The organism is Dactylosporangium sp. NPDC000244 (genome assembly GCF_040300725.1).
Classification (GTDB): domain Bacteria; phylum Actinomycetota; class Actinomycetes; order Mycobacteriales; family Micromonosporaceae; genus Dactylosporangium.
Window position 1 is genome coordinate 158,336 of the sequence record NZ_JBEPEH010000006.1, and the last position, 19,689, is coordinate 178,024.

The 19,689-nt window shown below is 74.9% G+C and carries 10 protein-coding genes; 7 read left to right on the plus strand and 3 right to left on the minus strand.

Translation table 11 applies throughout. The features are described 5' to 3' along the window. Positions 1–438: 438 nt before the first annotated feature. The 7 genes from ABT369_RS10545 to ABT369_RS10575 are packed head-to-tail and all read left to right on the plus strand — an operon-like array spanning position 439 to position 16,230. Entirely contained in the window at positions 439–7,755 is a 7,317-nt protein-coding gene (locus ABT369_RS10545; RefSeq protein WP_350611472.1) for an SDR family NAD(P)-dependent oxidoreductase, read from the plus strand. Further along, positions 7,752–12,383 (plus strand): beta-ketoacyl synthase N-terminal-like domain-containing protein, encoded by a 4,632-nt coding sequence (locus ABT369_RS10550; protein WP_350611473.1) that lies wholly within the window; start codon positions 7,752–7,754, stop codon positions 12,381–12,383. The genes ABT369_RS10545 and ABT369_RS10550 overlap by 4 nt, the downstream gene beginning before the upstream one ends. Beyond that, positions 12,373–12,690 carry an acyl carrier protein gene (locus ABT369_RS10555; RefSeq protein WP_350611474.1) on the plus strand — a complete coding sequence of 106 codons (318 nt, stop codon included), beginning with the start codon at positions 12,373–12,375 and terminating at the stop codon, positions 12,688–12,690. The genes ABT369_RS10550 and ABT369_RS10555 overlap by 11 nt, the downstream gene beginning before the upstream one ends. Further along, complete coding sequence (locus ABT369_RS10560) at positions 12,687–13,517, plus strand: alpha/beta fold hydrolase (RefSeq protein WP_350611475.1); 831 nt, start codon at positions 12,687–12,689, stop codon at positions 13,515–13,517. Before ABT369_RS10555 ends, ABT369_RS10560 begins: the two co-directional genes overlap by 4 nt. 9 nt (positions 13,518–13,526) lie before the next feature. Then, complete coding sequence (locus ABT369_RS10565; RefSeq protein WP_350611476.1) at positions 13,527–14,492, plus strand: sulfotransferase domain-containing protein; 966 nt, start codon at positions 13,527–13,529, stop codon at positions 14,490–14,492. Continuing rightward, complete coding sequence (locus ABT369_RS10570; protein WP_350611477.1) at positions 14,489–15,220, plus strand: SDR family NAD(P)-dependent oxidoreductase; 732 nt, start codon at positions 14,489–14,491, stop codon at positions 15,218–15,220. The genes ABT369_RS10565 and ABT369_RS10570 overlap by 4 nt, the downstream gene beginning before the upstream one ends. After that, on the plus strand, positions 15,217–16,230 hold the full coding sequence (locus tag ABT369_RS10575) for an alpha/beta hydrolase (RefSeq protein ID WP_350611478.1): 1,014 nt from the start codon (positions 15,217–15,219) through the stop codon (positions 16,228–16,230). Before ABT369_RS10570 ends, ABT369_RS10575 begins: the two co-directional genes overlap by 4 nt. On the opposite strand, the gene ABT369_RS10580 is transcribed toward ABT369_RS10575, so the two are convergent. The 3 genes from ABT369_RS10580 to ABT369_RS10590 all read right to left on the minus strand — a co-directional run bounded on the left by ABT369_RS10580 (position 16,127) and on the right by ABT369_RS10590 (position 19,685). Further along, on the minus strand, positions 16,127–18,025 hold the full coding sequence (locus ABT369_RS10580; RefSeq protein WP_350611479.1) for a flavin-containing monooxygenase: 1,899 nt from the start codon (positions 18,023–18,025) through the stop codon (positions 16,127–16,129). The two genes, ABT369_RS10575 and ABT369_RS10580, sit on opposite strands and share 104 nt — an antisense overlap. A gap of 298 nt (positions 18,026–18,323) precedes the next feature. Continuing rightward, positions 18,324–18,815 (minus strand): AbrB family transcriptional regulator, encoded by a 492-nt coding sequence (locus tag ABT369_RS10585; protein ID WP_350611480.1) that lies wholly within the window; start codon positions 18,813–18,815, stop codon positions 18,324–18,326. 51 nt (positions 18,816–18,866) lie between these two features. Next, positions 18,867–19,685: an SDR family oxidoreductase gene (locus tag ABT369_RS10590; RefSeq protein WP_350611481.1), complete on the minus strand. Its 819-nt coding sequence runs from the start codon at positions 19,683–19,685 to the stop codon at positions 18,867–18,869. Between the last annotated feature and the right edge of the window lie 4 nt (positions 19,686–19,689).

The window sequence follows — 19,689 nt, forward strand, 5'->3', positions numbered from 1 at the left end:
GGTGCGTGCCGACGGGCGGTGCGGCATTGGCAGTCCGGCTGGAATCCAGCACATCGGACGCGCTGCGCCATGCGGGCGTCTCGCCGAGCGCGGAAGGGTCCGCGGCGGTTCAGCCCAAGGCATCTACAACGAGGTTTGTATCAGACCACCGACGTACAAAGGGGAGGATCGGCGAAGAGAGTCCTGAATAGCCGGACAAACCTGAGGGCCGTGTTGTACGAATAACGTGTCGCGGCCACAGCGTGCTGGAAGACGCCGCGGACTCGCCGGTTGCGGACGCCGGCGGCGCGCACGCCGGACGTGAGCATGCTTCGGCCCGACGGCCTTGAGTTCGCTCTGGTGAAGACCCGACTGATTCGGCGCACAAGGCTGCGTCGTGGGGTCAGTGTGCGCCTGCGCAATCCAACGCTGCACACCTGACCCATCGACGGGAGCCTGATGAAGACTGCATTCGGCGGCAACGACCTGGTTGTCGCCATCAATCCGTGTGGAGCGGTGGAGCCCGGTCCACGGCTCGTGGCCGCCGCCGTTGCCGGTGGCGGACGCGGGGTCTTCGACCTGGCTCGGGGCGACGAGGCGGCACTGCGGGCGCTGGAGCGCGCGGCGTCGTGGTCGGCGGGATCGATCGGGGTCCGGGTGCCGGAAGGTTGTCGCGCCACCCTCGCCGATGTGGAGCGCGCCGCGGGGCATCGGGTGAGCCTGGTGGTGATGCCGGCGAACGGCGCCGGGTGGTCGCTGCGGGAGGCAGCGCAACGGTATCGGGTGCTGGTGGAGGTGAGCAGCCGGGCGGAGGCCCGCGCCGCGGCCGAGGCCGGTGCGCACGGGGTGATCGCGCGCGGTTGCGAGGCCGGCGGCCGGGTCGGCGAGCTGAGCTCCTTCGTCCTGTTGCAGCAGTTGCTGGCCGACGAGGCGCTGGCGCTGCCGGTGTGGGTGGCCGGGGGCATCGGGCCGCGCACGGCCGCCGCATGCGTGGTCGGCGGCGCCGCCGGTGTGGTGCTGGACAGCCAGCTCGCGCTCATGCCGGAGTCGGACCTGCCGGAGGACGTGCGGGCCGTGATCGGGCGGATGGACGGCTCGGAGACGGTGCTGTCCGATGGCGTGCGCGGCCTGCGCCGCGACGGCCGCCCGGACGGCACCGGCGAGCTGCTGCCGGTGGGCCAGGACGGCTGGATGGCGGCCGTGTTCCGGCACCGCTGGCGCACCACCGCCGCGGCGGTGCGCGGCATCCGCGCGGCGATCGAGGCCGCGGCCGGCGACGACGCGGCAGGCGCATTGCTGGCGCCGGGCGCGCCGCTCGCGGAGGCGTTGGGCGTGCGGATCCCGGTGGCGCAGGGGCCGATGACGCGCGTCAGTGACGTGGCCGGGTTCGCGGCCGCGGTGGCCGACGACGGGGCGCTGCCGTTCATCGCGCTCGCGCTGGCCACCGGCGAGCAGTCCCGGCGGATGCTGCGGGAGGCCGCGCAGCGACTGGGCCGGCGCCCGTGGGGAGTGGGCGTCCTCGGCTTCGCCCCGGAGGAGGTGCGGGCGGCGCAGCTCGCCGCCGTGATGGAGGTCCGGCCGCCGGTCGTGATCATCGCGGGTGGCCGGCCGGCCCAGGCCAAGGCCCTCGAGGCCGACGGCCTCAACGCGTTCCTGCACGTGCCGTCGCCCGGGCTGCTGCGCCAGTTCCTGCGGGCCGGCGCGCGGCGGTTCATCTTCGAGGGCGCCGAGTGCGGCGGGCACATCGGGCCGCGCACGAGCTTTGCGCTGTGGGAGGCACAGGCGCTGGCGCTGGAGGAGTTCCTCGACGAGGCGCCGCCCGGCACCGCCGCGCAGGTGCAGGTGTTCTTCGCCGGCGGTATCCACGACGGGCGTTCCGCGGCGATGGTGGCGGCGATGGCCGGCCCGCTGGCGCAGCGTGGCGTCCAGATCGGCGTGCTGATGGGCACCGCCTACCTGCTCACGAGTGAGGCGGTCGAGTGCGGGGCGATCCAGCCGCTGTTCCAGCGCGAGGTGCTGGATGCGACGGTCACCGCGCTGCTGGAGACCGCGCCGGGACACGTGACGCGGTGCCTGCACACGCCGTACGTCGACGACTTCCACCGGATGCGGCGGGAGCTGGACGCGGCGGGTGTGGACGCCCGGCAGGTGTGGGAGCAGCTGGAGACGCTGAACGTCGGCCGGCTCCGCATCGCCAGCAAGGGCCTGCGCCGCGACGGCGAGGCCCTGGTCGCCGTGGACGAGCCGGGCCAGCGCGCCGAGGGCATGTTCATGGCCGGCCAGATCGCGGTCCTGCGCGACGAGCAGACCACCGTGGCCGCGCTGCACGCCGACGTGACCGTGGGTGCGCGGCGCTTCCACGCCGGGCGGATCGCGGCGCTCAGCACGGTGCTCGGGCCGGACGCCGCGGTGGCCGAGCCGACGCCGCCGCCCCTGGACGTCGCCATCGTCGGCATGTCGTGCGTCTTCCCCGGCTCGCCGGACCTGCCCGCGTTCTGGCAGACGATCCTCGGCGGCCGCGACGCGGTGACCGAGGTGCCCGCCGAGCGGTGGGACGCCGAGACGTACTACGCGCCCGAGGTGGAGCCGGGACAGACGGGCCGGATCAGCGTGTCGAAGTGGGGCGGCTTCATCGAGCCGGTGCCGTTCGACGCGATCGGCTTCGGCATCCCGCCGGCGGCGCTGGCCAGCATCGACCCGGCCCAGCTGCTGGCCCTGGAGGCGTCGCGGCGGGCGCTGGCCGACGCCGGATACCACCACGGCTCGCCCGCGGTCGACCACTCGCGGACCGGGGTCGTGTTCGGCGCCGAGGCGGGCAGCGACCTGGGCAACGCGAAGGTGGTCCGCACCTCGCTGCCCGGGTATCTGGGTGAAGTACCGGAGGATCTGGCCGGGCAGTTGCCCACGGTCACCGAGGACTCCTTCCCCGGCATCCTGGCGAACGTGATCGCCGGGCGGGTGGCGAACCGGCTGGACCTGGGCGGCCCGAACTTCGCCGTGGACGCCGCCTGCGCCTCCTCGCTGGCGGCGATGGACGCCGCCTGCAAGGAGCTGGCCGCCGGCGGCAGCGACCTGATGCTCTGCGGCGCGGTGGACCTGCACAACGGCATCCACGACTACCTGATGTTCAGCTCCGCGCATGCGCTGTCGCCGACCGGGCGGTGCCGCACGTTCGACTCCACGGGCGACGGAATCGCGCTCGGCGAGGGTGTCGCGTGCGTGGTGCTCAAGCGGCTGGCCGACGCGCGGCGCGACGGCGATCGCGTCTACGCGGTGATCAAGGGGCTGGGCGCGGCCAGCGACGGGCGGGCGCTGGGGCTGACCGCGCCGCGGGCCGAGGGGCAGCGCCGGGCACTGGACCGGGCGTACGCGCAGAGCGGCTTCTCGCCGCGGCAGGTCGGCCTGCTCGAGGCGCACGGCACCGGCACCGTGGTCGGCGACCGCACCGAGCTGCAGACTCTGACCCGGCTGTTCGTCGAGGCCGGCGCGTCGCCGGGCAGCTGCGCGCTCGGCTCGGTCAAGTCGCAGATCGGGCACACCAAGTGCGCCGCCGGCCTGGCCGGGGTGATCAAGGCGGCGCTGGCGCTGCACACCGGCGTCCGGCCCCCGACGATCAACCTGACCCGGCCGAACCCGGCCTGGGACGCGCAGCACAGCCCGTTCGCCTTCTACACCGAGGCCCGCCCGTGGGCGGCGCCGGCGCGGGAGCGCATCGCCGGCGTCAGCGCGTTCGGCTTCGGCGGGACCAACTTCCACGTCGTGCTCGCCGCGGACCCGCACACGCCCGAGCCGCGCCATGCTCGCGGCGAGTGGCCGGCGGAGCTGTTCTGCTTCCGCGGCCGGGATCGCGCCGCGGCGCACCAGGCCGTGGGCCGGCTCGCCGAGCTGCTGCGCGGCGCCGACCGGTACGACCGGCCGTGGCGGCTGCGGGACCTGGCCGCCACGGCCGCCGCGCAGGCCGACCCGCGTTCGGGACCCGTCCAGGTCGCGATCGTCGCCCGCGACGTCACCGAGCTGGACCAGCTGCTGCGCCGCGCGCTCGCCGGCGAGCACGACCCCGGCCGGGGCCTGGTCCAGCCGGCGCCGGGCACGGCCGACGGCCGCGTGGCGTTCCTGTTCCCCGGGCAGGGCAGCCAGCGCCCGGGCGCCCTGGCCGAGCTGTTCGTGACCTTTCCCGAGCTGCGGGAGTACCTCGATCTCGGGCCGGAGCCGGCGGAGCGGCTGTTCCCGCCGGCCGCGTTCGACCCGGCCGCGCAGCGCGAGCAGCAGCAGCGGCTCACCGACACCCGGGTGGCGCAGCCGGCGCTCGGCATCGGCGGGCTCGCCGTCGCCCACCTGCTGCGCCGCCTCGACGTCCATCCCGACCTGGCCGCGGGGCACAGCTACGGCGAGCTCGTCGCGCTGAGTGTGGCCGGCGCCCTCGACCCGCCGACCCTGCTGCGGCTCAGCCGGCAGCGGGCCGAGGCGATCGTCGGCGCCGCCGGTGACGATCCGGGCACCATGGCCGCGGTCAGCGCGACCGCCGAGCAGATCTCCGCGGTCCTGGCCGGCGCCGGTCTCGCCGACCGGGTGGTGCTGGCCAACCGCAACGGCCCCACCCAGCAGGTGATCTCCGGCCCCACCCCGGCGGTGCAGTCGGCGGTCACCGCCCTGAAGGCCTCCGGCCTGACGACGCACCGGCTCAACGTCGCCTGCGCCTTCCACAGCCCGCTCGTCGCCGGCGCCACGGACCGCTTCGCGCGGGTGCTCGCCGACGAGCCGGTGGCGGCGCCGCGCATCGAGGTCTGGTCCAACCGGACCGCCGCCGCGTACCCCGCTGACGCCGACGGGGTCCGGCGGGAGCTCGCCGCCCAGGTCGGCGCGCCGGTCCGCTTCGTCGAGCAGATCGAGGCCATGTACGCCGCCGGCGCGCGGACCTTCGTCGAGACCGGCCCGGGGGAGGTCCTCACCCGACTCGTCCAGGCCATCCTCGCCGATCGGCCGCACCTCGCCATCGCCTGCGACCGCAACACCGGCGAAGGGCTTCGCGACCTGCTCACCGCGGTAGCTCAGCTGGCTTGCGCCGGGGTGCCGGTGCAGACCGGCTGGCTGTTCCACGGCCGCGACACCGTCGAGGTCATCCCGGCCGCGCCGTCCGACCGTCCCTTCTGGACAGTGGACGGCCAGCTCGTCCGCGACCGGGAGGGCACCTGCATCCCCGGCGGCCTGACGCCGCCGCGACGCATCAAGGAGCTGTCCATGACCCCAACCATCCGGCCGGCCACCGGCGGCCACGACAACGGGACCCGGCGACCGGGCCAGGAGGAACTGCTTGCCGAGTTCCTGCGGACGACTCGCGAGCTGATTGCCTCCCAGCGCGACGTCATGCTCGCCTACCTCGGCAGCGATGCCGTCGAGGCACGCGGCCCGGCGCCGGCCACCGCGACGTCTCCGCCGGCCACCGCGGCGCCACCGCCGCCGCCCGCGGTGAGCACGGTGAGCGCGCCTGTGCCCGTCGCGTCTGTGGCGATGCCGGCCGCGATGCCCGTGTTCACGCCGTCCAGCAACGGCGGCGCCGGCAACGGGGGCGTCAACGGCAAGGTCAGCAGCCTGACCTCCACCACCATGCTGGTGGTGGAGGCGCCGAAGTACGACTTCCGGGGTGCGGTGCTGGCGGTGCTCAGCGATCGGACCGGCTACCCGGTCGACCTGATCGATTTCGACCTGGACCTGGAGGCGGATCTCAGCATCGACTCGATCAAGCGGGCGGAGGTCGCCGGGGACGTCGTGGCCCGGCTCGGGCTGTCGGGCGAGGGGGACGAGTCGGAGCTGGAGGAGCTGGTCAAGGCCCGGACCGTGCGGGCCATGGTCGACTGGCTCACCGTCCGGCTGGGCGACGCGCCCTCCGACGCACCCTCCAAGGCGCCCGCCGATGTGCCCGCCGAGGCGTCGGCGGCCCGGCCTGTGGCCGTCCAGCCGGCCGCGTTGGACTTCAAGGAAGCGGTACTGGCGGTGCTCAGCGATCGCACCGGCTACCCGGTCGACCTGATCGATTTCGACCTGGACCTGGAGGCGGACCTCAGCATCGACTCGATCAAGCGGGCGGAGGTCGCCGGGGACGTCGTGGCCCGGCTCGGGCTGTCGGGCGAGGGGGACGAGTCGGAGCTGGAGGAGCTGGTCAAGGCCCGGACCGTGCGGGCCATGGTCGACTGGCTCACCGTCCGGCTGGGCGACGCACCCGTCGAGGCGCCCGCCGAGTTCCCCGTGGCCCGGCCGATACCCGCCCAGATCCGGACCGACGCGCCGACCGGCAGCGGGGGCACGCGGCCGGGCATCGCGCCGGCCCGCCTGCTCCCCACGCTGGTTCCCGTCGCCGACGAGCCGATCGGCTCGGCGACGGCGCTCGCGGGCGCCACGCTGGTGCTCACCGGGGCCGGGCCGGTGGCCGACCGCGTCGCCGAGCTGCTGCGCCGGCACGGAGCGACCGTGCGAGCCGGCACGCTCGCCGAGCCGGGCCCGCTCGATGGGGCCGACGGGTTCGTCCTGCTCGACGGGCTGGAGGCGCCAGCCGGGGGACCGGAGCCGCTGCTGCCCGGCGCGTTCGGGCCGATCAAGCAGGCCCTCGCGGGCGGACCGCGCTACCTGCTGGCGGCCGCGGACACGAACGCCGGTGCCCGCACCGACGGGCTGCGGGGCCTGCTGCGCACCGTCGCCCGCGAGTACCCCTCGACCGCCGTGCGGCTGGCCGTCGTGGATGGCACGGAACCCGCGGATCAGCTCGCCCGGCAGATCGTCGACGAGCTGCTCGCCGGGGGCGACGCGGCGGTGGTGCACCACAGCGGCGGCGTGCGGCAGGCGTACGAGACGGCCCCGGCGAGCCTCGGCGCGCTCGCGGCCGGCGGTGCCGGCCCGGCCGGCGACGGTGTGGCGGAGGCCCGGGCGGTCGGCCTCGACCGCGACTCGGTGGTGGTCCTGGTCGGCGGCGCGCGCGGCATCACGTCCTGGTTCGCCCGGGTGCTCGCCGGGTCGGCCGGGTGCCGCATCGAGCTCATCGGCAGGACCCCGGCGCCGCAGGGGCCGGAGGATCCGGCGCTGGCGGCGGCCACGGACGAGATCTCGCTGCGGGCCGCGCTCGCGCGCCAGGGCGGCGCCACACCGGCGGAGCTCGCCCGCCGGGCGCAGGCGATCCTGGCCGGCCGGGAGGTCGAAGCCACCCTGCACGAGCTGCGCGACCTGGGGGCCGAGGTGCGTTACCACAACCTCGACGTCCGCGACGCGGAGGCGACCGACCGGCTCATCGCGGCGATCCATCGCGAGCACGGCCGCATCGACGGGCTCGTGTACGCGGCCGGAGTGATCGAGGACAAGCTCATCGCCGACAAGGACCCGCAGTCGTTCGCCCGGGTCTTCGGCACCAAGGTGGCCGGAGCCCAGGCGGTCCTCGACGCGCTGGACCGGCTCGACTGCGCGCCGAAGTTCGTCGTCTTCTTCGGCAGCGTCGCGGCCACGTACGGCAACCGCGGCCAGGCGGACTACGCGGCCGCCAACGACGCCCTGGAGGCGATCGGCGCCCGCTGGGCGGCCCGCACCGGCAACCGCTGCCTGACCGTCCACTGGGGACCGTGGGCGCCCGCCGAGGGCCGCAGCGGCATGGTCAGCGCCGAGCTGAGCCGGGAGTACGCCCGGCGCGGCGTCGCGCTCATCGACCCGGAGGAGGGCGCGCTGAGCCTGCTGGGCGAGCTGGCCTGGGGGGATCCGGCGCTCACCGCCGTCGTCTACACCGCCTCGGCCGGGTGAGCGCGTTGCACGGCGACGAGACGGCCATCGTGGGCATGGCGGCGCTGCTTCCCGGCGCCGCCGACCTGGACAACTACTGGCGCAACCTGGTCGAGGGCACCGACGCGATCAGCGAGGTGCCGGCGGCCAGGATCGATCCCGAGTTCTACGACCCGGCGCAGGCGCACCGCCCGGACCGCCTGTACTGCCGGCGGGGCGGGTTCGTCGACGAGCTGGCCACGTTCGATCCGCTGCGGTTCGGCATCATGCCGGCGTCGATCGCGGACATCGAGCCGGATCAGCTCATCGCGCTGCAGGTGGCCGCGGCCGCCATCGACGACGCGGGCGGCCCGGACCGGCTGCCCCCGGGCGACCGGGTCGGCGTCATCCTCGGCCGGGGCGGCTTCCTCAGCCCGGGCCAGGTCCGCTTCAATCAGCGGGTCCGGATGTCCAACCAGGTGATCGAGGTGATCCGGGAGCTGCTCCCCGACCTGCCGCAGGAGCGGCTCGAGGCGGTCCGGCACAGGTTCGAGGAGCGGCTCGGCAAGCACCAGCCGGAGGGCGCCATCGGGGTGGTGCCGAACCTGGCCGCGTCCCGGATCGCCAACCGGCTCGACCTGCGCGGCGGGGTGTACACGCTGGACGCCGCCTGCGCGTCCTCGCTGGTCGCGGTCGACCAGGCGATCGCCGAGCTGAGCCGCGGCCGGCTCGACGCGGTGCTGGCCGGCGGCGTCCACCACGTGCACGACGTCGGCCTCTGGTCGGTCTTCAGCCAGCTCGGCGCGCTGTCCCGGCGAGGCGAGATCCGGCCGTTCGACAGCGCGGCCGACGGCCTGCTGATCGGCGAGGCCACCGGCATCGTCGTGCTCAAGCGGCTCGCCGACGCGCGCCGCGACGGCGATCGGATCTACGCGGTGATCCGGGGCAGCGGGGTGTCCAGCGACGGGCGCTCGGTCAGCATGGTCAACCCGGCCACCGCCGGGCAGGTGCTGGCGATCCGGCGGGCCTGGGAGGCGGCAGGCCTCGACCCGGCCGCGCCGGACGCGCTGGGCATGCTGGAGGCGCACGGCACCGCCACGCCGACCGGCGACGCCGCCGAGCTGGACACCCTCGCCGAGGTGTTCGGCCCGCCCGGCGATGGTCCGGCGCCGGTCATCGGCTCGGTCAAGTCGATGATCGGCCACGCCATGCCCGCCGCCGGCATCGCCGGGATGATCAAGGCGGCCCTGGCGGTGTACCGCGGCGTGCTCCTGCCGACCCTGCACTGCGACGACCCGCGCCCGGAGCTGGCGCGCACCCGGTTCGCCCCGATCGGCTCCGCCCGGCCGTGGGAGAGCGACGGGCCCCGCCGCGCCGGCGTCAACGCGTTCGGCTTCGGCGGCATCAACGCCCACGTGATCCTGGAGGAGGCGCCGGAGGCGTTCGCGGCCCGCCGCGGCGACACGGGCGCGACCGGCCCCGTGGCATCGGCCGCGGCGGCGAGCGTCGCCGAGCCGGACGAGGTGCTGTGGCTGGCCGCGCCCGACCCGGCCGCGCTGGCCCGGCTGCTCGACGCGGACGACACCACGGTCCGCGGCCTCGGCACCGCCCGGGCCCGGCAGGGCGGCGGCACCGAGGGGCGGCCCGCGGACGAGGGGTGCCGGATCGGCATCGTCGACCCCGACGCCAAGCGACTCGCGACCGCCCGCCTTGCCGTCGCCAAGGGACGGGCCTGGCGCGGCGCACGCGACATCTGGTTCAGCCCGGCCCCGCTGCTCGCCGGCGCGGCCCCCGGGCGCCTCGCCTTCGTGTTTCCCGGGCCGGAGGCCGAGTTCGGCCCGCGCACCGCGGACATCGCGGCGCACTTCGGCCTGCCCGACCGGCAGTGGTCCGCCGCCGACCTGGGCCGGCACAGCGCCGGCCTGATCGAGCTGGGTACGCTGCTCAACGACGCCCTGCACCGCGTCGGGATCACCCCGGACGCCGTCGCCGGGTACAGCGTCGGCGAGTGGACCGCCGCGCTGAGCAGCGGGCAAATCAGCGTGTCGTCCATCGACGACGTCATCGCGGCGCTCGACCCGGCCTCGGTCGACGTCCCCGGTCACGCGTTCGCCGTCGTCGGCTGCGCCGCCCAGCGGCTCGGGCCGTGGCTCGCGCAGTACCCGGGCGTCGTGCTGTCCCACGACAACGCCCCCGCGCAGTGCATCGTCAACGGACCGGAGCGCGAGATCGACCGGCTCGTCGAGGCGCTGCGCGGCAACGGCTTCGTCTGCCAGAAGCTGCCGTTCCGCTCCGCCTTCCACACCCCGCTGTTCGCCACCGGGCTGGAGTCGATCGGCGCCGCGCTGCGGCGCTGGCAGGTGCACCCCGCCCGGGTGCCCGTCTGGTCGGCGACGCTCAAGGCGCCGTCCCCGAGCGACCCGGAGAGCGTCCGCGAGCTCTCCGTGCGGCACATGCTCGAACCGGTCTGGTTCCGCGAGACCGTCCAGGCCATGTACGACGCCGGGTTCCGGGTGTTCCTGCAGGTCGGTGTCGGGCAGCTGGCCTCGGTCATCGACGACAACCTGCGCGGCCGCGACCACCTCGCCATGCCGGTCAACGTCGCCCAGCGCAGCGGCCTGAGCCAGCTGCGCCGCGTCGCCACGGCACTGTGGGTCGAGGGCGCCGCGCCGGACCTGCGCACGCTCGACACGGGCCGGGCCCGCACTGTGGCGGCGGCACCCGCCACCGCCCGGGCCGCCCGCCGCGGCCCGGCCGTGCGGCTCGACCTAGGCGTGCCGCTGGTCCGCCTCGGCGAGGGGGCCGGCGACCTGCTCGGCGTGCCCGCGCCGCGAGGCGACCGCGCCGTCGCGAAGGCCGCGGTGGCGGCGCCCGCCACCGTGCCGCCGCCCCGATCGCCCTCCACGCCGTCCCGATCGCCCGCCACGCCGTCCGAGCCGGCCCTCGCGGCGCTGAGCAAGCTCGCCGGCCAGTCGAGCGCCGCCGCCGAGCTGGCCTCGCTGCTGGGCGGCGCGAACAACGACGGGAGCGGGCCCGGCGAGCCGCCACCGCCACCGCCGCCGCCGGAGGTCCACCGCACGGTCCTGCGGGTCGCCCTCGACACGATGCCGTACCTGCGCGACCACTGCTTCTTCGCCCAGCCCGACGACTGGCCCGACCCGCAGGACCGCTTCCCCGTGGTGCCGGCGACCACGGTCATGCAGCACATGATGGACGCCGCGCGGCAGTCGGTTCCCGGCGCGCGGGTGGTCGCCGTGCGCGACGCCAGGTTCAACCGCTGGTGCGTCGCCGCGCCGCCGCAGGACGTCGAGATCACCGTCAAGCCGGCCGGGCCCGGCGGGCTCTCGGTGATCTTCGGCGGCTTCTCCCGCTCCACGGTCGAGGTGGCGCCCGACTACCCGGCGGAGCGCCCGGAGGTGTGGCGGCACGACCCGGCCACGGAACAGCCACCGAAGATCAGCGCCGAGCAGATGTACGCCGAACGGTTCGTCTTCCACGGGCCCGCGTTCCGCGGCCTGACCGAGGTCCGCGCCATCGGCGACGCACACGTCCGCGGCGTGCTGACCGCGCCGGCCCCGCCCGGCGCGCTGCTCGACAACGCGTCCCAGCTCATGGGCGACTGGCTGTTCACGACGCAGCCGTTCGGGGCGCTGCCGGTCGGGATCGGCCACGCTCGGTTCTTCGGCCCCGAGCCCGTCGCGGGCACCGCGGTCGACTGCGTCGTGCGCATCCGCTCGGTCGGCACCGAGCAGATCGTCTTCGACACGCAGCTCGCCGTCGACGGCCGAGTCTGGGCGCAGCTCGACGAGTGCGTCCACCGGCAGTTCGTCAGCCACCCGACCGCACGTGCCGCCGAGCGCTTCCCGGGGCGCAACGCGATGTCGCTGCGCCAGCCGGAGGGCTGGACCGTCGCCTTCGACCGCTGGCCCGACCTGGTCACCCGCGGGCTGGCCGCGCGCGGCATCCTCGGTGCCGCCGGCGCGGCCGAGTACGAGCGGCGGCCGCCGAAGGGGCGCAAGCAGTGGCTCCTCGGCCGCATCGCGGTCCAGGACGCCGTCCGATTCCAGATGTGGGACGACGGCCACGCCGACGTGTACCCGATCGAGCTGCCGGTGCGCAACGACCCCAGCGGCCGGCCCCGGGTCCACCCGCGCGCCGGCCGCGGCTACCGGGAGTGCGCGGTCTCGCTCGCCCATGCCGCGGAGATCGCGGTGGCGATCGCCCGGCCGAGCGCCCCGGGCACGCCACCCGACGCGCCCGGCGTTGGCATCGACGTCGCCGAGATCACCGACTGCACGGACAGCACCATCGCCTTCGCCATGACCGACGCCGAGCGGCGGCTGCTGCTCGAGTCGGCGGCGGCGACCGGCGAGGACCGGCACGTGTGGTTCACCCGCTTCTGGACCGCGAAGGAGGCCGCCGCCAAGGCGGAGGGCACCGGCCTGGCCGGCGATCCCAAGCGGTTCACCGTCGTGGAGGCCACGCCGGCGGCGCTCACCGTGGCGGTGGCGGGCCGCGTCTACCTGGTCGCCCATCGAGAAATCTCCAACCCCGAGGATCTGCCGCCGCGGCGTTACGTCGTCGGCTGGACGTGGGGACCGGAGCCCGTCAACCCGACCGGCCGCGCGGAGCGGCCCGAACCATCAGAAGGGACATCCCATGCCTGCTGACCAGAACGCGATTCTCGCCGAGATCGCCGAGATGCTGTACGCGATCCGTGACCACTCCGGCGTCGAGGGCGAGATCACGATGGAGAGCACCTTCCAGGACGACCTGGGAATGGAGAGCATCGACGTGGTGTCGCTCGCCGGCCGCCTGCAGGCCCGGTTCGGCGACACCGTGAACTTCGCCCAGTTCATCGCCGGCCTGGACGTGGACGCGGCCCGGCACCTGCGGGTCGGCCGGCTCGTCGAGCACATCGCCGCCTCGCTGGACCAGGCGGACGCCGGCTCCGGCCGGGTGGGCTCGCCGGCATGAGCACGGTGCTGGCCAACGGCCTGTCCGTCCACGTGGAGCGGCTCGCCCCGCCCGAGCCGGCGTCCGGGGCGCCCAGCACCGCACCGACCGCGGTGCTGATCCACGGCCTGGCCCTGGACACCCTGGCCAGCTGGTACCTCACCCTGGCCCAGCCGCTCGCGGCGGCCGGCCTCGACGTGGTCATGTACGACCTGCGCGGGCACGGGCACACCGAACGCCCGGCGGAGGGCTACGCGCTGGACGACTTCGTGGACGACCTGGCGGCGCTGCTGGCCGCGCTGGACATCACCGGCCCGGTCGTGCTGCTCGGCAACTCGTTCGGCGGCACGATCGCGTTCGCGTACGCGGCGCGCCACCCCGAGCGGGTCGCCGCCATCGTCGCGGTCGAGGCCGTGCCGCCCATCGCGGTGTGGCGCGAGCGGATGCCGCGGTGGCTCTCCAACGCCGTCGCGTACCTGCCCGACGACACGCTGGCCGGGATCGACGGGCGCGGCGGCCTCGGCCGGCGGGCCCGGAGCATTCGCGAGGTGATCACCGGCACCAGCCTCATGCGCGATGTGCCGGCCAGCCGGATATCGCCGGACGAGCACATCGCCGCGATCGGATGCCCGGTCCTGTGCGTGTACGGCGGCGCCGCAACCGTGGGCGACCTGGCACCCGACGTGCGCCGGCTGCTGCCGCAGGCGCGGATCGTCATCGTGCCCGGGCAGCGGCACACGGTCCTCGTCGACGAGCCGGACTCCGTCCGCGACATCGTCCTGCCCTGGCTGCTGCAGTCCGGCGGCCTCCACCGCGGCCATCACCAACTGGCCTGCATCGACCAATAGGAAAAATCCATGGATCCAGCGACCCACGATCACGCCATCATCATCAACACCGGCCGGTGCGGCTCGACGATGCTCTCCGACCTGATCGCCGAGCAGCCCGACACCCTGTCGGTCCAGGAGTGCCTCATGTGGGTGACGCCCGGGATCGCCAGCGAGACGGTGCTCACCGGCCCGGCGTACTGGTCCGCCCTGAGCGCGCCCAGCACCCAGCTCGCCACCCTGGTCCGGACCGGCCTCGTGCCGCCCGAGGTGCGCTACCCGGCGCACGGCCGCTGGGCCGGCAACCTCGCCGAGCTGCCGCAGATCCTCGCGATCACGCTGCCGAAGCTCTCGGCCGACCCCGACCGCCTGTACGACATGCTCGCCGGGCTGGTGCCCGCGTTCCCGGAGCAGCCGCTGGCCCGGCACCACCGGATGTTCCTGGACCTGCTCACCTCGCTCGCCGGCCGGCGGCGCTGGGTCGAGCGCTCCGGCGGCTCCAGCAACATCGCGCCGCGCCTGCTGCGGGACTTCCCCGACGCGAGGATCGTCTATCTGACGCGCGACTGGGCGGACACCGCCCGGTCGATGAGCCGGCACTCCTGCTTCCAGCTCATGCAGCTGCGCGTGGAGCTGGTCGGACAGTACGGCCTCGACCCGTTCGAGATCGCCCCCGGCCAGCGGGTGCCGGCGGAGGTGGAGCGGTACCTGCCCGACCGGCTGACCGCCGAGACGCTGCGCGAACGCGGCCAGGACGTCCGGCGTTTCCAGGGACTGTGCGCGTTCCTCGCCAGCCAGGCCGAGCAGGCCATCGCCGACGCGCGGCCACGGCGCCTGCTGAGGATGGCGTACGAGGACATCGTCGACGACCCGCTGCCGCAGCTCGAGCGGCTCGGCCGGTTCCTCGGCCTCGAGGACTGGCAGCCGTGGGCGCGCCGGGTGGTCGGATCGGTCAACGCGCGCGCGGGCGCGCAGGCGATGGCGGTGCGGGCATGAGCGACTTCGCGGACCGGGCCGCGCTCGTCACGGGGGCCGGCTCGGGCATCGGCGAGGCGTGCGCGTCGCTGCTGGCCGCTCGCGGCGCCGGTGTCCTGGTCGCCGACGTGGACATCGACGCGGCGACGCGCGTCGCCGAGGCCATCGGCAAGGGCGCCGTGGCCCACCGGGTCGACGTGCGCGACCCCAAGGCGTGCGAGGCGATGGTCGCCGCCGCGGTGGACTCGTTCGGCCGGCTCGACGTGGCCGTGAACAACGCCGGCATCGGCGGGCCGCGGGCCCTCACGGGGGAGTACCCGCTGGACGGCTGGGACGACGTGATCGCGGTCAACCTCAGCGGGGTGTTCTACTCGATGCGGGCCGAGATTCCCGCCATGCTCGGCAACGGATCCGGGTCCATCGTCAACGTGGCATCGGTCATGGGGTCGGTCGGCTTCCCGCGGTCGGTGGCCTACGTGGCGGCCAAGCACGGCGTCGTCGGCATGACCAAGAGCGCCGCCCTGGAGTACGCCAGGCAGGGCATCCGGGTCAACAGCGTCGGGCCGGGCTTCATCGAGGCGCCCATGCTGAAGCGGGAGAGCGCGGTCGGCGTGGCCTACCTGCACCCGACGTGCCGGCTGGGCCGCTGCGAGGAGGTGGCCGAGCTGATCGCGTTCCTCGCCTCCGACCGCGCGTCCAACACCACCGGCTCGTGCTTCGCCACCGACGGCGGATACACGGCGCAGTGACGCCGACGCCGTACGCCGACCTGGTCGTGTCCGACCCTCCGTCGCCGAACGCCGCGCTGGTGCGGCAGATGCTGCGGCACGCGGCCCTGCGACGGCCGGCCACGCTCGAGCAGTGGCGGATCGCGTACGAGCGGTCCGCCGCCGCGTTCGTGGGGGCGCCGGTCGATCTGGAGGCGGTACCGGTCGGGGCGGCCTCGGGCACCTGGCTGCGCCGCCCCGCCGCGAACCGGCCCGTCCTGCTCTACCTGCACGGCGGCTTCTACTGCCTGGGCTCCGCCCGGACCCACCTGCACCTGGCGGGCCTGCTGGCCGACTCCGCCGGGGCCGCCTGTCTCGTGCTGGACTACCGCCGAGGCCCCGAGGAGCCGTTCCCGGCCGCGGCCGACGACGGCCTGGCCGCGCTGGAGGCAATCCGCGCCGCGGCCCCGGACAGCCCGATCGTCGTCGCCGGGGACTCGGCCGGCGCCGGCCTGGCCCTGTCGGTGGCGATGCGCGTGCGCGACGACGGGGGCCGCCCGCCGGACCTGCTGGTGCTGCTGTCGCCGTGGATCGACCTGACCTGCTCCTCCCGCAGTCATCGGGAGCTGGCGGCGGCGGACCCGGTGCTGGTCGCCGACGAGCTCCGGGAGATGGCCGCCCGGTACGCCGGCGGCGCCGATCCGCGGCGGCCGGGCATCTCGCCCCTCTTCGGCGACCTCGCCCGCCTGCCACCGGTGCTGGTCCAGGCCGGCGGCCAGGAGGTGCTGCTCGACGACGCGACGAGGCTCGTCGACGGCATCCGGGCCGCCGGCGGGCGGGCCGTGCTGCACCACTGGCCGCACATGTTCCATGTCTGGCAGTGGTACCACCCGATCCTGCCCGAGGGCGCCCGTGCACTGCGGGATGCCGGCGCGGTCATCCGGGCGGCTACGGCAGGTGCAGGTATTCGGCCGGAGCAAACCGCCGGGTGCGCCGCCAGTACTCGTGCGGCGGGAACGGCCAGTTCTGCGCCGACCGTCCGGCGGGGTTGACGTACCAGCCGCCGGTCCTCGAGAAGCCCCAGGCGCGCTCGGCGTTGGCCGCGTCCACCTCGGCGCTGAAGGCGTCGCAGACCTCGGGCCGCACCTCGATCGCCCGGTGCGTCGAGCCGAGCAGGTGCCGCACCGCGTCGAGCAGGTACGTGACGCCGCACTCGGACATGTGGATGATGCTGCCGCCGTGCCCGGCGAGGTTCGTGTTCGGCCCGTAGAGGCAGAACAGGTTCGGGAAGCCGGGCACGGTGAGGCCGAGGTGGGCGCGGGCGTCGCCGTTCCACGATTGGTGCAGGTCGACGCCGCCGCGGCCGGTGACCGACATCGGCGCGAGGAATTGCGAGGCGGCGAAGCCGGTGCCGTAGACGATGACGTCGGCGGGGTGCTCGGTGCCGTCCGCGGTCCGGATGCCGCGCGGCGTGACCCGCTCGATCCGCTCGCCCACCAGCCGGACGTTGTGGCGCTTGAGCGTGGCGATCCACGCGCCGTTGTCGCGCAGGACCCGCCTGGCGCCGACCGGGTAGCCGGGGATCACCAGCGGCTCGAGGTCGGGGCGGTCGGCGAGCTGGCCGCGCATGTGGCCGGCGAGCGTCACGCGCAGCGCCTCGTTCATCGCCGAGACGGCCCGCTCGGTGGGCGGGTAGTCGCGGTCGACGACCCAGCCCTCGAGCACGCGGTGCAGCCCCGGTGCGAGCAGCCAGAAGCGGTGCCAGGCGAGGTAGTACGGCAGGTGCTCGTACAACCAGCGCAGCCCGTCCGCGACCGGGTGGTGGTAGTGCATGGTGGGCCGCAGCCACGGCGGCGTGCGCTGGAAGACGCGCACCTCGCCGGCCGTCTTGGCGATCTCCGGGACGAACTGGATGGCGCTGGCGCCGGTGCCGACGACCGCGACCCGCCGTCCGGCCAGCTCGACGCCGTGATCCCAGCGCGCGGAGTGGAACGCCGCGCCCGTGAACTCGTCGCGTCCCGCGATGTCGGGCAGGCGGGGCCGGTTGAGCTGCCCGACGGCGGTCACGAGCACGGTGCTGGTGACGGTGCGCGCTCCGTCGGGCGTGTCGAGGGTGAGCCGCCAGCGGCCCGCCGCCTCGTCCCAGGCGGCCGCGCGGACCTCGGTGTCGAACCGGATGTGGTCGTAGAGGCCGTGCTGCTTGGCGAACTCGGTGAAGTACTGGCGCAGACTCTCGTGGGTGCTGAAGTGGTACGGCCAGTCGGCGCGCTGCGCGAAGGAGTAGCTGTACAGCTGGCTGGCCACGTCGACCCGGCAGCCCGGGTACGTGTTCTCGAACCAGGTGCCGCCGACGTCGCCGTTCTTCTCGTACACGGTGACGGACACCCCGGCCTGGGTCAGCCGGTGCGCGGCGAGCAGCCCGCTCATCCCGGCGCCGACGATGGCGACCTCGACGTCCGGCGCGCCGGGCAGGTCGTCGCGGCTCCAGCCGGGCGCCCTGGGATCCGCGCCGGGCAGGATGATCTCCTCGGCCAGCATCGGTACCAGGTCGGCCGTGTCCACACCCAGGGCCCATTCGGTGATCCGGCCCAGCGTCGGCGCGTCCGGCGTCGGCACCGCGGCACCGTCGCCGAGCCGGGCGAGCACGCCGGCCGCGAGCGCGCGGGCCTCCTCCCGCTGCCGGGCGGTCAGCCCGCCCTGGGGCAGGAACAGCCAGCCGTCGGTGCGCAGGTCGTCGCGCAGGATCGAGGTGTCGCCGGTCAGGTGCGCCAGCGTCATCAGGAGCGCGGGAATCTCGGCGTCACGGAGGTGACGGCGCAGGTCAGCGTCGTCGGCATGCATCGTCATCGCAGATGTCTCCGGTAGATCGGCGCAGCCGGCGGCGGGTCAACCGTCCGATGTGGACGTCCGCTCGCGGCGAGGAATCGCCGAGCACCGTCGTTCCGCCTGTCCGCGCGCTGCTACAGCGCTTGCGCCCGCGGTGCGCGCCGATCGTAACACCCGGCCGGCGCCGGCCGCGGGCAAAGACGGCGGCCGGGCAGCCTGTCGCCCGTGCCGTGGCCGACCAGGTCGGCATCGACGAGGTGATCGCCGACGTCCTGCCGGCCGGACCTGGAGACGGGGCCCGGCCGTTGTGCGCTGTCGGTCAGGAGCCGTCCGGGAGCAGGCGGGTCAGGATCGGCAGCGTCATGATCACGAGCACGACGCGGAGCAGGTGGAACAGTGCCACATGCGGGCCCTCGCCCCGTTGCAGCGCAATCGTCGACACCACGCTCAGCGCGCCCGGAGACGTGGCCAGCACGTCGCCGGGCGGGGCGAGGTGCAGAGCGCGCAGCAGAAAGGCGATGCCGATCCCCGCGCCGATGATCAGCACGGCCGACAGGATGGCCGGCAGCACGGCCCAGCCGAGCGAGGCCAGGCTCGAGCGGGTCACCTGCAGGCCGATCGCGCCGCCGATCACCAGCTGGGCGCCGGTGTTGAGCCAGCCCGGCACGTGCATCGTCGAGTCGCGCAGGAGAGCCACCATCGCGGCGCCCAGCAGTGAGCCGAGTAGCAGGCCGCCCGGCACGCCGAGCCGTTCGGCCACCAGTCCGCCCGCACCGCCCGCGAGCAGCGCACCGACAACCCACCAGTTCATTGCCACCCCTTGCGCAGAAAAATTGCAGATGTGTCCGGCCGACGCCGAGGGTCAGCTCGGGGAGGCCGCCGTGAACGAGCGGCCCGAGGACAGCCACTTGCCGCCGTCGACCACGAGGACGGCACCGTTGACGAAGGCCGCGATCGGCGAGACCAGGAACACGGCCGGCCAGGCGATGTCGCGCACGGTGCCGACCCGGCCGAGCGGGACACCGGCCTCCAGCCCTACCGCGGAGGCGCCGGTTGCCTTGTCCACCCCGGCGGTCGGGGTGTAGCCGGGCGCGAGCGCGTTGACCCGGATGCCGTGGCGGCCCCACTCGACCGCGAGGCTCTTGGTGAGCGAGTCGACACCGGCCTTGCCGACGCCGCCGTGGATGCGGCCCGGGTTGCCGGTCATCGGTGAGGTGCTGGTGATGTTGAGGATCGCGCCGCCGCTGCCCCGTTCGATCCAGCGCCGGCCCGCCGACTGGCAGGCGTAGAAGGTGCCGAACGCGTCGGTCTCGACCACCGACCGGAAGGCATTGGGCGAGAGCGTCTCGGCCGGCGCGGTGAACGTGGCACCGGCGTTGTTGACCAGGATGCCGGCCGGGCCGAGCGCGGCCTCGGCGGCCGCCACCATCGCCTCGACGGCCTCGGGGTCGCGGATGTCACACGGGATCGCGGCGGCCCGGCCGCCCGCGCCGGTGATCTCGGCCGCGACCTCGTCGAGGCGGGCCTGACGCCGGCCGGTGACGGCGACGGCCGCGCCGACGGCCGCCAGGCCGAGCGCGATGCCCCGGCCCAGTCCACTGCCGCCGCCGGTGACGATGGCGACCTGGCCGTGCAGCAGGTCAGGGGCGAACGGCAGGTCCTTCGGGTCGTCGACGACCATGGGC